At 71.7% G+C, this 15,202-nt stretch carries 10 protein-coding genes; 5 read left to right on the plus strand and 5 right to left on the minus strand.

The window, feature by feature from the left end:
• Nucleotides 1-4 precede the first annotated feature (4 nt).
• Complete coding sequence (locus tag NQZ70_RS00415; protein WP_237244895.1) at nucleotides 5-475, plus strand: ATP-binding cassette domain-containing protein; 471 nt, start codon at nucleotides 5-7, stop codon at nucleotides 473-475.
• Nucleotides 476-505: 30 nt separating this feature from the next.
• Here NQZ70_RS00415 and NQZ70_RS00420 read toward each other — a convergent pair whose 3' ends face one another.
• Nucleotides 506-970 carry an SRPBCC family protein gene (locus tag NQZ70_RS00420; RefSeq protein WP_165373723.1) on the minus strand — a complete coding sequence of 155 codons (465 nt, stop codon included), beginning with the start codon at nucleotides 968-970 and terminating at the stop codon, nucleotides 506-508.
• Between the two features lie 479 nt (nucleotides 971-1,449).
• Between NQZ70_RS00420 and NQZ70_RS00425 the strand changes: the two genes are divergently transcribed.
• Nucleotides 1,450-3,075: an FAD-dependent monooxygenase gene (locus NQZ70_RS00425; RefSeq protein WP_129572437.1), complete on the plus strand. Its 1,626-nt coding sequence runs from the start codon at nucleotides 1,450-1,452 to the stop codon at nucleotides 3,073-3,075.
• Nucleotides 3,076-3,260: 185 nt separating this feature from the next.
• A complete protein-coding gene (locus NQZ70_RS00430; RefSeq protein WP_129572438.1) occupies nucleotides 3,261-3,896 on the plus strand; it encodes a TetR/AcrR family transcriptional regulator in 636 nt (211 codons plus the stop codon).
• A 43-nt stretch (nucleotides 3,897-3,939) separates the two neighbouring features.
• Here the strand turns inward: NQZ70_RS00430 and NQZ70_RS00435 are convergent, their stop codons facing one another.
• From NQZ70_RS00435 to NQZ70_RS00445, 3 genes are all read right to left on the minus strand, one after another.
• Nucleotides 3,940-4,806, minus strand: coding sequence for an Hsp33 family molecular chaperone HslO (locus NQZ70_RS00435; RefSeq protein WP_129572439.1), 867 nt, complete (start codon nucleotides 4,804-4,806; stop codon nucleotides 3,940-3,942).
• Between the two features lie 787 nt (nucleotides 4,807-5,593).
• Nucleotides 5,594-9,856, minus strand: a complete 4,263-nt coding sequence (locus tag NQZ70_RS00440; RefSeq protein WP_129572440.1) for a DUF11 domain-containing protein — start codon at nucleotides 9,854-9,856, stop codon at nucleotides 5,594-5,596.
• A 14-nt stretch (nucleotides 9,857-9,870) separates the two neighbouring features.
• A complete protein-coding gene (locus NQZ70_RS00445; protein ID WP_129572441.1) occupies nucleotides 9,871-11,697 on the minus strand; it encodes an OmpA family protein in 1,827 nt (608 codons plus the stop codon).
• Nucleotides 11,698-12,063: 366 nt separating this feature from the next.
• On the opposite strand from NQZ70_RS00445, the gene NQZ70_RS00450 reads away from it, so the two are divergent.
• Nucleotides 12,064-12,672 (plus strand): superoxide dismutase, encoded by a 609-nt coding sequence (locus tag NQZ70_RS00450; RefSeq protein WP_129572442.1) that lies wholly within the window; start codon nucleotides 12,064-12,066, stop codon nucleotides 12,670-12,672.
• 339 nt (nucleotides 12,673-13,011) lie between these two features.
• Nucleotides 13,012-13,785 (plus strand): GNAT family N-acetyltransferase, encoded by a 774-nt coding sequence (locus NQZ70_RS00455; RefSeq protein WP_129572443.1) that lies wholly within the window; start codon nucleotides 13,012-13,014, stop codon nucleotides 13,783-13,785.
• A gap of 73 nt (nucleotides 13,786-13,858) precedes the next feature.
• On the opposite strand, the gene NQZ70_RS00460 is transcribed toward NQZ70_RS00455, so the two are convergent.
• A complete protein-coding gene (locus tag NQZ70_RS00460; RefSeq protein ID WP_129572444.1) occupies nucleotides 13,859-15,199 on the minus strand; it encodes an acetylglutamate kinase in 1,341 nt (446 codons plus the stop codon).
• Nucleotides 15,200-15,202 lie beyond the last annotated feature (3 nt).

Raw genomic sequence — 15,202 nt, forward strand, 5'->3', positions numbered from 1 at the left:
GCTCGTGGGGGACAACGGGGCCGGCAAGTCGACCCTGATCGAGACCATCGCCGGCATCTTCCCGCCCGACGGCGGCGAGATGCGGTTCGGCGGGCAGCCGGTCACGCTGCGGGGGCCCAAGGACGCGTCGAGGCTCGGGCTCGCGACCGTGTATCAGGACCTCGCCCTGTGCGACAACACTCGATTCCTGGCGACCTCGCGGCTGCTCGCGGTCAATCAGTCGTCCGGCGGCGGGGACGTGCTGCTCGACGCGATCGCCGCGGTCGTGATCGGGGGGACGAGCCTGTTCGGGGGACGAGGCACCGTGTGGTCGGCGCTGACGGGGGCGCTGTTGATCGGGTCGATCTCGAACGGGATGGATCTGCCGGCGCTCCCCTCGTCGGTGAAGTTCATGGTGACGGGCGCGGCGCTGCTCGCGGCCGTGGCGATCGAGGCGCTCGCGAGGTCCGGCCGGCAGCCGGCTGGGCGGTCCTGAGGGCGGCTTGCCGGCGGGGCCGCGGGCGCGTCATGCGGCGGGCTCGGGCGGCGAGGCCTCGAGGCGCGCCTTTTCGGCGAGCAGCAGCTCGGTGAACGCTGCGGTGAACAAGCGCCTGGCGAGCGAGCCGAGGAGGTCGCCGACGAGCGGCACCGGGACGTCGAAGCGCGATGTCCAGTCGACCTCCGTGCCGTCGCCGCGCGAGGTGAAGCGGAGGCGCGAGCCGTGGTGCTGGAGCGGCTGGGTGCTCTCGAGGATCTGGTAGTCGAACGAGGAGGGGCGCTCGAAGGCCGTGATCTCCTCGACGTAGCGGATCCGCTTCCCGACACGCACCTCGCGGAGGGCGCCGAGGCCGTTGCGCTCGGTGAGCCCCGGCCGGATGAGCTTCGTGTGGGTGCCGTCCCCGGAGCGAAGAAAGCTTTCGTGATCGGCCACCGCGTCGAAGACGCGCTCGACCGGGGCGTGGATGTAGACGTTGACGTGGACCTCTGCCATGCGGCGACCATCGCATGGATCCCGCGGAGCAAGCACGCGGGGCGGGGTGGGGGAGAGGGGAGAGAGGGGGTGCGGGGAAGATCCGTCCATGACGTGATTTGTGGGACGAGCTCAACCTGGGTCGGTCGGCAGAGCTCAACCTGGGCAGAGCTCAACCTGGGTCGGCCGGCGGAGCTCAATCTGGGCAGAGCTCAACCTGGGTCGGCAGGCAGAGCTCAACCTGGGCAGAGCTCAACCTGGGTCGGCAGGCAGAGCTCAACCTGGGTCGGCAGGCAGAGCTCAACCTGGGTCGGTCGGCCCCCCGAGGCGGCTGCCCTGCTCTGCTGCCTCAACCTGGGTGGGGCGGATGAGGGGCCGGCGACGGGGTGGAGCCATGCCACCCCAACCACGTTGCGGTTGACGGTGGCGACGGCCCCCTTGCCAACACGCTTGCTCTGCCTTAGGTGAGTGAGTACTCACTCACCAATTGGAGGCGGGTCATGGCGGGAGCACTGGACGCGCTGGTGGTCGGCGGAGGGCCGACGGGGTTGACGATGGCCGGGGAGCTCGCCCGGCGGGGGCTCACGGTGCGGATCGTGGACAAAGCACCGGAGCCGCCCTCGGATCACTCGAGAGCGCTCGCAGTTCAGACACGGACGATGGAGCTCTTCCGCAGAATGGGGATCGTCGATCTCGCCATGGAGCGCGCCGTGCGCGTGGGCGGCATCAACGTCCTCCTCTCCAACGAGCGACGCGCCCGGCTGTCGATCTTCGACTTCCCGGAGCTGTCCACGCCGATCCCGGGCATCTTCATCCTCCAGCAGTTCGATACCGAGCGCGTCCTGGCTTCCCGGCTCTCCGGGCTGGGCGTGACGCTCGAGCGCGGCGTCGGGCTCGCCTCCTACACGCAGGACAGCGCCGGCGTCACGTGCACGCTCCGCCGAGCCGACGGGAGCAGCGAAGAGGTGCGCGCCAGGTGGCTGCTCGGCTGCGACGGCGCGCACAGCCCTGTCCGCAAGGGCGCCGACATCGCCTTCGAGGGCGATACCTACGACGATCACTGCATGCTCGGCGACCTCATCATCGACTGGCCGCTGCCCGACGGCGACATCTACATCAGCCCCTCGCGCCGGGGCGTCGCCGCAGCGTTTCCTGTGCCCGGCAGCCACCGGTTCCGGGTCATCCTCATCCGGCCCGAACCGCCGCCGACGCACGACGCACAGGTCTCGCCCGAGGAGTTCGAGGCCGCGATGCGCGAGATGATCCCGGTTCCCTTCAAGGTCCAGCAAGCGATCGTCCTCTCGCGCTACCGGCTCCACCACCGCGTGGCCGCGCGCCTGCGCAAAGGGCGCGTGTTCCTCGCCGGCGATGCGGCGCATATCCACAGCCCGGCCGGCGGGCAGGGTATGAACACCGGGATCCAGGACGCCTACAACCTGGCGTGGAAGCTCGCGGCCGTCGAGCAGGGCCGGATGCCCGCGTGGCTGCTGGACACCTACGAGGTGGAGCGGCTCCCCGTGGCGCGCAGGCTGATCGGCTTCACAGACCGCCTCTTCGGCCTCATGGCCGGTCACGGTCCGGTAGGCCGGACCCTGCGCGCGATCGCGCCGCGCCTCGCGTCCCGCGCCCTCGGCATCTCCGCCGTGCAGCGCCGGATCCTGGGATTCGTCTCGCAGCTCAAGATCCGCTACCGGAAGAGCCCGCTGTCGGTGCAGATCGGGAGCCCACCGGCTCACGGGCCCCGCGCCGGGGATCGCGCGCCGGACGCCGTGGTCCGCAGCGCGGCGGGAGAGCAGGTCCACCTCTTCGACCTGATGCGCGACGCCGAGCTCACGCTGCTGCTCTTCACCGGCACGCAGGCGGACGGCGGGGCGCGCGAGCACGCCCGAAAGCTTGCAGCGCAGCTCGGCAGGCCGGACCTCGAGGTCCTGGTCATCGGCGCGCTCGACGGCGGAGGCTTCGCGGATCCCGACGGGCACGCCCACGCGGCGTACGGCGTCGCGTCCTCGGCCGCCGTCCTCGTCCGGCCGGACGGTTACGTCGGCGTGCGCAGCGACCCGCTCGACGAGGGCGAGCTCCGGCTGGCCCTCGGCCGGCTCTTCACGCGCAGCCCCGAAGCCGCCTAGCGCGCCGGCCGCTGGAGGCGCGTCGGGCGCCCGGACGACGGGGGGAGAAGCGTGCGCCGCTCTAGTCTAGAGCGCAGCGCCCCGCGCGCGACGGCGGGCGCCGCTCGCGGTCCGCCCCGCGGCGGCGGTCGAAATGCGTCCGGATCGCGGGCGGGCGGTACTAGAGGTGAGCAAAGGGAACGCCGATGAGCCGACGACCGCGCTCGAACGACACCTTGACCGAGGCGCAACGAAAGATCGTCGAGGCCGCGGTGGCTGCGTTCGCAGAGCACGGGTTCCGCGGGACCGCGACCAGGGACATCGCCCGGCGCGCGGGGGTCGCAGAGGCGACGATCTTCAAGTACTTCCCCACCAAGAGGGACCTCCTCCTCGGGGTGATCGGTCCCGTCATGGAGCAGCTCGTGGGGCCCGCGTTGGCGCGCTCCATGGACCCGCTCTTCGACGCGACGTACCCGACCGTCGAGGCTTTCCTGCGGGCGCTCCTCGCCGAGCGCACCGCGTTCGTGCGCGCGCACCCGCAGCTCGTGCGCATCCTCGCGCAGGAGCTGCCGTTCGACGCCGAGCTGCGGATCGGGATCGCCAGCCGGGTGTACGCGCCGTTCCTCGCGAAGGGGATCGCCCAGATCGAGCACTTCCAGCGCGAGGGGCAGATCGTCGGCTGGCCGCCCGCCCTCGTCCTCCGCTGCATCGCCTCGACGTTCGCGGGGTACATCCTCCACCGCGTGTTCATCGCCCCCGACGCGGCGTGGGATGACGAGGCCGAGATCGAGCGGGTCATCGCCTTCGTGCTCCGCGGCCTCTCGCCCGGTCAGCCAGCGTGACCTCGCGCGACCCGGCGCACAGGCCGCGCGCCGCGGGCGGCGATCAGCTCGTCGTCAGCAGCGAGCGGAGCTGCGACGGCGATACCTGGTAGTCCTTGCCGCAGTAATCGCAGCGGATGTCGAGGACCTTCCCGTCCTCGACCATCTCCTCGATGTCGGTACGCGGCAGGCTCGCCAGCGTGGTCATGACCCGGAGCTCGCTGCAGCGACAGCTGAAGCTGAGCGGCGAGTCGTCGAGCCGCGAGAACGGCATGCCGTAGAGCAGCTCCTCGAGCAGCACGTCCGCCGAGGCACCTTCGTGCGCGAGCACGTCGTCGAGGCGCTCGAAATCCTTGAGCCGCTCGGTCATCACCATGAGCGGGCCGCGCTCGACCTCCGGGAGGAGCTGCACCAGATATCCGCCCGAGGCGCCGACGCCGTTCTCGCCGATCAGCGTCGCCACCGCGATCATCGAGACGACCTGCTCCGACTCCTGCATGTACGTCATCAAGCCGCCGGAGATGCCGCCCTCGGCCGGGACCTCGACGACGCCTTGATGAAGCATGCCGCTCGGCAGCGTGCGCATGACCTGCAGCAGCGATCCTGCGCCGATCTCCAGCGCGCTCTTCTCGGCGGCGCCCTTGCCCAGGTTGACCAGGCCGCGGCTCGTGCCGTCCGGGTGCGAGTCGGCCACGAGGGTCCCGTGGCCGGTCGCGCCCTTGACGATCGCCTGCACGCGCAGGTTGGGCGCCATCGCCTCGCGCACGAGGATGGCGCCGGTGATCAGCTCTCCCAGCCGCTGCGCGGTCGCGCCGGTGGCCGATTGCACCGCGATGGCTCCGCGCACGGTCTCGGTGGTCAGCGCCGTGATGACGCGAAAAGCGCCATCCATCGTGATGGCGCGGACGACGGAATCAGAAGGTCGGAGCAAGATGCACTCTCCCGTGAAGAAATATCGTTAAGCCACGGACGGCAGATGGCAACCCGCGGCGGATGCGACCCGGGCGGGGGGGCGGCGCTCGGACCTGCTGGCCCCGTCGGCATCCTGGGCTGGGGCGGGTCCGGCGCAACCTGGGTCGGGTCCGCGCGGGGTCGAGTCCGCGGGCAGGGCGGGGTGGCCGCGACCGGGGTCGGGTCCGCGAGGCGGGGGGGCGGCCGCAACCTGGGTGGGGCAGCCGCAACCTGGGTCGGGTCCGCGGGGCGGGGGGGCGGCCGCAACCTGGTCGGGTCCGCGGGGCGGGGGGCGGCCGCAACCTGGTCGGGTCCGCGGGGCGGGGGGGCCGCAACCTGGGTCAGGTCAGCGGCTGCATCCGGGGCGGGCGGGCGGCCGGGTCGGCGGCCGCAACCTGAGTCGGGCGGGCGGCCGCAACCCGGGTCGGCCGGGGCGGCCGCAACCTGGGTCGGGTCCGCGGGGCGGCGCGGGGCGGGGCGGCCGCAACCTGGGTCGGGTAGGCCCAACCCGGGCTGGTCGGCGGCCCGCAGCCGGAGCGGATAGGCCGGGCCCGTCGTTATAACCTGGGTCAGGTCGGCCGCTGGCCTAGCCTCCGCAACCTGGGTCGGGTCCGCTGGTCCGCTCCCCGCAACCTGGGTCGGGTCCGCTGGGGTCGGGTCCGCTGCTCCGCCCCAGGGGGCTCGCCTGACAGGCAAACCGAAATTCTTCAGCGAATCACAACCCGGCGCCCCACCTGCTCCGAGCGGGGGCGCCGTCGCGGAAGGACTCAGCCGCGCCGGCGGCGTCGGTGCAGCGCGGCGGCGCAGGTGCCGACCGCGAGCAACGCCCACGGCACCGAGGGGCTGCCGTGACCGTCCCCGCCCGCCGTGCAGGCGCAGCCACCGCCTTGCACCACGATCCCGTCGCCGGGCGGCGCCGTGGGGCACGGACCGATGCTGCTGTCCTCGTTGCGGCAACCCGCGACGCACTGCTTCGTCGCCTCGTCGCACACCATGCCGGCGTCGCAATCGCTGTCCCGCGCGCACGTCACGGGCCGGTCGTCCGCAGGATTGTTCGGATCGCGCTCGCCCGCGTCGACCACGCCGTCGTGATCCTCGTCCTCCTCGCCGTCGATGGCGCCGCCGCCGTCGGTGTCGGCCTTCGTCGGATCCGTCGTCGTGGCCCCGTTGTCGCCGTCGGGCACGCAGGTCCCCGCGTCGGCGTCGGTGTCCGCATGCGAGCAGTCCTTGCCCAGCTCGGTCCCGTCAAAGAGCCCGTCCCCGTCGCTGTCGGGATCGAGCGCGTTGATCTTCCCGTCGTCGTCCGTGTCGGCGCCGGGCTCGCGCTCCTCGCCGTCGAGCACCCCGTCGTCGTCGCTGTCCGCGTCGTCCGGATCGGTGCCGAGCGCCGTCTCCTCGGCGTTCGAGAGGCCGTCGCCGTCACGGTCGCCGCGGTCATCCCCGGGGTCGTTCGGATCGGTCTCGTCGCTCCCCTCGTCGACCATGCCGTTGTGGTTCCGGTCCTCCTCGCCGTCGCTCGCGCCGCCCCGATCGGTGTCGGGGTCCACGACGCTCGTCGTCGAGGCCCCACCATCGGCGTCCGGCGTGCAAGTCCCGGCGTCGACGGCGGTGTCTTCGTCCGCGCAGTCCTTCCCCGCCTCGGTGCCGTCGAAGAGCCCATCGCCGTCGCTGTCCGCATCCAGGACGCCCGGCTGCCCGTCGCCGTCGCCGTCGTCGCTGGGGTTCGGCTCATCGCCGTCGAACAGACCGTCGTCGTCGCTGTCGCGATCTCCCGGATCCGATCCGAGGTACGCCTCGAGGTCGTCGCCCAGCCCGTCGCCGTCGCTGTCGACGTTCTGGTCGTCGTCGTCGCCGTGGCCGGCGGTCGGGTCGGTCTCGCCGGCCTCGATCGCGCCGTTCAGGTTCGCGTCCTCGGAGCCGTCGCTCGCGCCACCCCGATCGCTGTCACGGAGCACCGCCGACGTCCTCGTCGCCCCGCGGTCGGCGTCCTCCCTGCAGTGCCCAGCGTCCGCGTCGGTGCCGAGGCCGTCGCAGGCGAGGCCGAGCTCCGTGCCGTCGAAGAGCCCGTCGTCGTCGCTGTCCACGTCGCGCACGTTGATCAGCCGGTCGCCGTCCGTGTCGTCCGAAGGGTTCGGCTCCTGCCCGTCCTGCACGCCGTCGTCGTCCGTGTCCGCGTCGCCAGGATCCGTGCCCAGCGTCTCCTCGAGATCGTCGCTCAGCCCGTCGCCGTCGCCGTCGGCGTTTCCGCTGTCGTCGTCGCCGTGCCCGCGGGTCGGGTTGGTCTCGCCGTTGTCCGCGACCCCGTTCAGGTTGGCGTCCTCGGAGCCATCGGTCACGCCGCCGTTGTCCGTGTCCGCGTCGAGCGGCGACGTCTTCGTGGCGCCGGCGTCCGCGTCCGGGGTGCAGCGCCGCGCCGGCGCGTCCGTGCCGGGGCCGTCGCAGGCGAGGCCGAGCTCGGTCCCGTCGAAGAGGCCGTCGTTGTCGCTGTCGACGTCGAGCGCGTTGATGAGGCCGTCGCCGTCGGTGTCGTCCGCCGGGTTCGGCTCGAGCCCGTCGCGCACCCCGTCGTCGTCGGAGTCGGCGTCGTCGGGGTCCGTGCCCAGCGTCGCCTCGAGCTTGTCGCTCAGCCCGTCGCCGTCGCTGTCGGCGTTCTGCCCGTCATCCGCCCCATGGCCCAACGTCGGGTCGGTCTCGCCTGCGTCCATGACGCCGTTGAGGTTGACGTCCTCCGACCCGTCGGTCGCGCCGCCGCGGTCGGTGTCCGGGTCGATCGGCGAGGTCGTGGTGGCCCCGCTGTCGCCGTCGGGCCTGCAGTTGCCCGCCGCGGCATCGGTGCCCGGTCCGCTGCAGCCGAGGCCGAGCTCGGTGCCGTCGAAGAGGCCGTCGTTGTCACTGTCGACGTCGAGCGCGTTGATGAGCCCGTCGCCGTCGTGATCATCCGTCGGGTTCGGCTCGCGCCCGTCGCGTACGCCGTCGTCGTCGGAGTCGGCGTCGTTCGGGTCCGTGCCGAGGTGCTCCTCGAGCTTGTCGCTCAGCCCGTCGCCATCGCTGTCGGCGACCTGGCGGTCGTCGGCGCCGTGCCCCGTCGTCGGATCCGTCTCGCCCTCGTCGAGCACGCCGTTCAGGTTCGTATCCTCGGAGCCGTCGAGCGCGCCGCCGTTGTCGGTGTCGGCGTCCAGCGGATCGGTCGTGGTCGCCCCGGCGTCGCCGTCGGGCACGCAGTGCCCCGCGAGCGCGTTCGTCCCCGGGCCGTTGCAGTCCGTCAGCCCGACCTCGGTCCCGTCGAAGAGGCCGTCGTTGTCGCTGTCGACGTCCCGCGCGTTGACGAGCCCGTCGCCGTCGGTGTCGCGATCCCAGAGCTCCTCGTCGCCGTCGCTGATCCCGTCGTCGTCGGTGTCGGCGTCGTTCGGGTCCGTGCCGGCGGCGATCTCGTCGCCGTCGCTCAGCCCGTCGCCGTCGCTGTCGACCAGGATCGTCGTGGGCGGCGCGCCCGCACCCGCGCCGTTGCCGTCCGTCGGGTAGTCCTGGGCCGATCCGCCCGCCGGGCTCTGCCCGGTGACGATCGCCTGGTTCGCGATCTCGCCGTTCGTGCCCGGGTCGATGGTGACGCGGAACCGCACCGTCGTGGTCTCGTCGACGCCGAGCGACCCGCCCTGGGCCGCGTCGGCGTCGTTGCCGAGCCGGATGCGGACCGTCCTCGTGCCGGCGATGTACTCGCCCTCGTCGTCGCCGGCCGCGTCGGTCACGCCGCCCATGTTCGGGCCCGCGGTGATCTCGAGCGAGCCCGGCACGTAGGTGACCCCGGGCGGCAGCGGATCGTTCAGCACGACCCTCGCGGCGCTGTCGTCCCCGGTGTTCGCGACGATGATCGTGTATTCGAGCGTGTCGCCCGGCGCGACGCCGCCGCCGTTGAGGTCCAGGACCGACTTGGTCGACTTGGCCAGATCCGGCAGCCGCGTCGGCACCGACGTGATGAGGCCGCCGAGCAGGTAGCTGTCGTTGCCCAGGACCACCGCCCGGACCTCCGCCGACGTGTCGCCCGGTCTGAGCAGATTGGACGGGACCTGGACCACGTCGATGTCGATGCCGCTCATGCTCAGCGGCCCGCCGGTGAGCCGCGGCAGATCGCCCGACGCCGACGCCGGCGCGCCGAGGAACGACCGGGAGCTGTTGAAGAAGTCGTTCACCGGGTTCACCGCGTCGAAGAGCCCGGTCCGGTTCCACTCGATGCCGTCGCCGGTCGTGCTGTCGCCGTCGTAGCCGATGACACCGAGCTTCGCCGTGCCCGCGCCCGAGGGGACGACGAACCCCGAGATCGTCCACCCCACCGCCTCGCCGTCGAACACCATGTCGAGCCCGTCGAAGACGGCGAGGTTACGGGCGGGCGCGGTGGTCAGCTCGTAGAGCACGACCATCCACCAGCCGGCGAACACGAAGGACTTGTTCACGTCGTTGAGGGCGATCGCGTTGGAGATGCCGCCCAGGCGGTAGGCGCCCGCGCCGCGCACCCGCACGATCTCGGTGACGTCGGCCACCGCCTGGGCGTGGATGTCGCTGGAGGACACCTCGCCGGAGAGCGTGCCGGTCACGCTGTTGCTGAAGGTGCCGGGCCGATCCAGGGTCACGGTGAGATCGGCCGAGCCCGTGGCGCGGCTCGCGGCCCAGTAGAGGTAGGCGTGGGTCACCCGCGCGCCCGCGGGGAGGTTGAGGACCGCGGTGGTTCGGGACGCCGAGGGAGCTACCGTGGGGCTCGCCTCGGCCTGCCCCGCGAGCGGGCTGTCGGCCCGCCAGTAGACGTCGGGCGCCGAGTCCCCGAGCGTCGCGTCCGCGCCGCAGTTCGCGGCGACCGTGCCCACCAGGGGCGCGGGCGTGGACGGCCCGCACTCGTGCGCGAGCGTGTTGCCGATGAGGACGAAGTCGCCGCGCTGCGCGACCTGGACCCGGCGCACCGGCGCCGCGCCCGCGGTCCCCGAGAGCGCCCCGAGCAGCGCGGCGCCGGTCAGCGCCGTGATTGCCAATCGCTTTGCCATCGAAGCCTCCAGCCCTATGGCTGCTTCTTTGCCTTCTCGATGATGTTGAACTGGACGCGCCGGTTCTTCTGGCGCCCCGCCTCGGTCTTGTTGTCCGCGATCGGGACGTCGGGGCCGTAGCCCTTCGCCTGCATGCGCTCGGGCGCGATGCCGCGCTCGACGAGCGCCATCAGCACCGACTCCGCGCGCGCCTGGCTCAGCTTCGTGTTGAACTGGCGCGCTCCGCGGTCGTCCGTGTGGCCCTGGACCTCGATCTTGAGGATCTCCGGATGGTCCTTGAGCACGCCGGCGACCTCCTCGAGCAGCTCGTGGCTGACCGGCCGGATGGTCGCCTTGCCGATGTCGAACTGCACCTGCTGCAGGATGACGATCTCGGTCTCGGTCACCCGGACCGCGGCCGGGCACCCGTGCTGCTTCGGATCCTCGTTCGGCTTGCCCTTCTCGTTCGGGCAGGCGTCCTGGTCGTCGCGGATGCCGTCGCCGTCGGTGTCGCCCGGGCAGCCGTTCGTGGCGGGGTCGGTCGTGGCGATGCCGGGCAGATCCGGGCACGCGTCCGAGGGATCGGGGATCTTGTCGCTGTCGCGATCGGGCGGCGGCGGGCAGCCGTGCTTCTTCGGGTCCTCGTCGCTCGGGCCGGCCTGGTCCGGGCACGCGTCGACGTCGTCGGTGATGCCGTCCTTGTCGCGGTCGCCGGGCGGGGGGCAGCCGTTCTTCTTCGGGTCCGGCGAGGCGACGCCGGCCACGGCGGGGCAGGCGTCGGCCGCGTCGAGGATGCCGTCGCGATCCGCGTCCTTGGGCGGCGGACACCCGTTCTTTGCGCGGTCCGCGCTCCCCACGCCGGCGACGTCCGGGCACGCGTCGGCGTCGTCGGGGATGCCGTCGCCGTCCCGGTCCTTCACGGGCGGCTTCACCTCGGGCGAGTAGGCGACCATGGCCACCGCGCGGAACGAGGGCGTGCCGACGCCGGCGGTGAGGCCGGGGCCCACGGCGAGCCCGGCCTCGAAGTCGCTGGCGAAGCGATAGCGCCCGCCGAGCAGGGCCTCCAGGTTGGTCGTGCGCGGCTGGACGTCGGAGATCGTGATCGAGCCGGTGATCTCCGGCCCGATCTGCAGCCGCCGCTCGTCGTCGAGCAGCAGGCCGACGCCGGCGCCCCAGTGCACCATCATCCCCTGCTCGACGTTGGCGAACTGCCTGCTCGACCGGAACTCCGGCCCCGCGGCGAGCGACCAGACCGCGCGATCCAGGTGGCCGCCGAGGACGAGCTGCGGGCTGCCGCGCACGTCGCCGTCGCCGGAGTACGCCTCGGGGTCGCCGGTCGGCAGCCACACGTAGCCGCCGAGGGCGATCTGGAACGGATCGAAGTAGTCGCCGTAGAGGGTCGCGCGCGCGCCGAGCCGGAGGTCCCCGAGCGCGCTCGTGGCCGGCTGCGGGAGCACGGCCCCCGAGGCGACCCCGCCGTCGCCGGACTGGAACGCGAGCGGCAGATCGACGTTCACCGTGAGGCGCTTCCAGAGGGAGAGCGAGGCGCTCAGGTGGAGCAGGAGCTGGCTGCCGACGACCTTGCCGTCGCCGATATCCTCGTTCCCCCGGAGCCTCCGCAACACGAGCGGATCCTGGGCGTAATCGCCGAGGATCATGATGTGGGGCGACGTGTCTCCCGCGGCGTAGGCGGACTGGACACCGAACATGCGGTCGCCGGCCGGCGCGGGCTGGAACCTGTCGAGCGCGAAGCCTTCGGGTCTCGCGGGCTCCTGCGCTTCGGCCTGAGCCGCTGCCCCGAGCAGGCACAGCGCCGCCGCGAGCGCGGCCGTCGGATGGGTCCCCTGTGTACGAGCCGGCATGAACGAGGTCGCCTCCTTGCGCGAAGGAACAGCAAGCCCCCGGAGTATCGACCGAAACGCCCGCGGCGTTCAACGTTTCACGAGGTTTTTCCCGGCGCGGCGGCCCATCGGCCCGGATCGAGGGAGGCGCTGTGCGCGCGGCGGCGCGGCCCTGGTCGCGGCGGTTCCGACGCGCATTCACGGTGCGCCTCGCGCTCCCTACGGAGTTTCCTGCAAGCGCGGTCGGGTCTGGGGCAGGTCCGCTTGCGCCGTGAGGGCGCGCCGTGGCACCTCGCACGCCAGGGTTGCTACCGGAGGGCAGCAGCGGTAGAGCGGCGGCCTACCCCCCGCGGCACGCGTTGCCCGCGGCACTCGTTAGGAGGCACCATGGCCCGCGAACCGAAGAACTTCGATCATCTCCTCGGCGGCAACGCCAAGGGCTTGAGTGATTTGCAGCTCAAGGCGCATTTCACGCTGTACCAGGGCTACGTGAAGAAGCTCAACGAGATCTGGGAGCAGCTCGGCAAGGCGGATCGCAGCGCGCCGAACTACTCGTACAACGCGTACAGCGAGCTCAAGCGCCGCGAGCCTGTCGCGTTCAACGGCACGGTGCTGCACGAGCTGTACTTCGAGAACATCGGCAATGGCTCGACGCAGCCGAGCGCCCAGTCGAAGAAGATCATCGAGGCCTCCTTCGGCAGCTTCGACAACTGGCTGGCGGACGCCAAGGCGGCGCTCCTGAGCGCGCACGGCTGGACGGTGCTCGTGTACGACTACCAGGAGAAGAAGCTCTTCAACAACCTCATCCGGACCGAGCACGATGTAGGCCTGTTCGCGAACACGCATATCATGGTCGCGATCGACGCCTGGGAGCACGCGTACTTCGCGGACTACCAGACCAAGAAGGCGGACTACGTGGCCAACGTGCTCTCCGGCCTGAACTGGGACGTGATCAACGCGCGCCTCCAGCAGATCGGCCCGCAGGCCGCGGTGTAGTCTCGCAGTCTCACGGCGGGGGCACGCGCCGCAGTTCCACGGCGGGGGCACGCGCCCCCGCTGCCCCACCGAGCGAAGCTCGGCGGGGCCCCACCACCCCGCGATCCATTTGTGCCGCCTGGGGCGTGCTGCCGCTTCGGGCCTGACGTTGGTCGACGTCTGAGACGAGCGCCCTCGGTAGCGTGATGCCTACCTGAGGCGAGCGCCCTCGATGGCGCGAGCCTCCCTTCCTCCGTACTCGCGCTCACGCCCTCACGAGCCCTGCGCCCCTGGAGGGGCGAGCCTCGCGGTCGTCGCGATGTGCCCGCTCCGCGTTCGTCCTGTAGACTGGGCGCGACAATGACCAAGGCCGAGTCGAGCTCCACCGGCGCCGGGGAGGAGAGCCTCATCTACGTCCGCCGGATCCACCGCCGCGACCTGAACCGAGTTTGGGAATTTCTCAAAAAGGTGTTCCGCGACGTGAACCGGGAAACGGTCGAGTACCAGCGTCCTCGCTCGAAGAAGCGGTTCCTGGAGGTCTACGAAGAGGAAGGCGTCGAGCAGCTCCTCTTCGAGGTGCGCCAGGGCGATGGGCAGGAGATCGTCGGCTACGCGGAGTGCGCGTTCGAGATCACCGGGACCGACAACTGGATGAACGAGCGGTACTTCACGAAGCACGACATGCGCCCGCTCTTCGTCGAGGAGCTCGCGGTCCACCCCGATTACCAGGGTCGCGGCGTCGGCGCCTTCATGCTCGAGCAGCTCGAGCACCTCGCGCGCATCCACGGCTGCACCCACCTCGTGCTGGAGGTGGCCGAGAACAACATCGGCGCCCTCAAGTTCTACCGGAAGCGCAGCTTTTACCGGCTCGACGCCGCGATCTTCATGGCGAAGAAGGTCGCTGTCGACTCGGAGCTCCTGCCGCCGCGGGCGCTCAAGAAGCCGCGCCCTCCGGAGGCGTCCGGCGCGTCCGCCAAGCCGAAGCGCTCGCGGCGATCGCCGAAGGCGCGCGCCGCCGAGAAGCGGACGAGCGCCCCGCCGCCGCCGGTGCCGCACCTGCCGGACGCTGCGGCCGACCGGGGGCGCGAGCCCCTCGCACGGGCGGACGCCGACGGCGACGACGACCCGCTGTGAGCCCGACCGAGGCGTGGCCCGCCGCGAGCCCGGGGCGCGGTGGCGGGCGCGCCCCGGGCTCGGGGGCGCGGGGTCAGCGCTCGGACGTGCCGTGCTGGCGCAGGGTCGCCGGCAACGACAGCGCGTGATCGATGCAGGCCCGGATGTCGTCGAAGCTGGACAGGCCGTACCAGAACACCGTCCACTTCTCGTTGCGGTAGCTGCCCTCGGCCTGCTGGAAATACCAGGGGTTGATCTCGTTGCCGTTCCGGGCGCGCCAGAACAGCTTCGGGTTCTCGTTCTTCATCCGCGTCCAGAGCGAGCCGCCGATACCCACGCCCTGCGCCTCCGTGGTCACCGCGAACTTGTCGAGGTACGGAGTCAGGGGCGCCTTGTCGCCCGAGTCGAGCGTGAGGATCGCCGTCGCCCGGTACGAGTCGGACAGGTAGATGCGGTAGAACGGCTTCTTGTCGAAGTAGTGCTCGTCGAGCTGCCGCTGGAAGCACGCCTCGAGCAGATCGCGCAGCCGGCCGCGATCGATGCCGTCGAGCGTGTCGTGCCGCAGGATCCGCTCGCCGCGGCGGACGAGCGTGCCGGAGCCCGTGTGCGTGAACAGCTCCTTCGCCAGGTGATCCGGCGCCGTGATCGACACCGAGGAGGTCGGCGGCAGCCCGTCGAGCAGGAGCTTGATCTCCTGCAGCTTGAGCCGCATGCCCCCGGTCACCCAGGGCTGGGCGACGAGGCCCGCGTAGTCCTCCTCGAGGTTGATGGCCGAGATGATGCGCCCGTGCTCGTCGAGGAGGCCGCCCGCGCTCGTGAGGAAGATCATCTTGAACGGCTGCGTCGCGAGCGCGAGCTCGCGCGCGGCCACGTCGGCGTTGATGTTGACGATCTGCCCGCCCGGCGTCTCGCCGAGGCAGGCGAGGATCGGCAGGTGCCCCGCGCGCAGGCTGGACCTCACCGCGTCGACGTGGACGCGCTCCACCCTGCCGACCAGCCCGAGGCGACCCTCGTCCATCAGCGACGCCTCGAAGACGCCCGCGGTGATCGGCCGCGTGCGCGTGCCCATCTCCTCGAGCGCCTCGACGAGCCGCAGGTTCTCGCGCAGGAAGACGCGGCGCGCGATCTCCAGGACGCGGGGCGTCGTGACGCGCAGCCCGTTGACGCGCTCGGTCTGGATGCCCGCCTCGGCGAGCGCCCGATCGAGCTGCGGCCCGGCGCCGTGGATCACGATGGGATACAGGCCGACCTGGTTCAGGAACACGAGCGAGGTCGCGAGCGCCTCCAGGTCCTCGTCGAGGATGGCGCCGCCGACCTTGATGACGGCGAACTTCTGCTGATCGACGGCCGCGTACTGCTTCAGGTACTGCTCGACCTCCTTGCGGCTGCCGAGGTTCCTGAGCAGGCGGACGATGACGTCTTGTGTCGAGCCCATCGC

Source organism: Sorangium sp. So ce836 (genome assembly GCF_028553905.1).
In the GTDB taxonomy this organism is placed as follows: Bacteria; Myxococcota_A; Polyangia; order Polyangiales; family Polyangiaceae; genus Sorangium; species Sorangium cellulosum_D.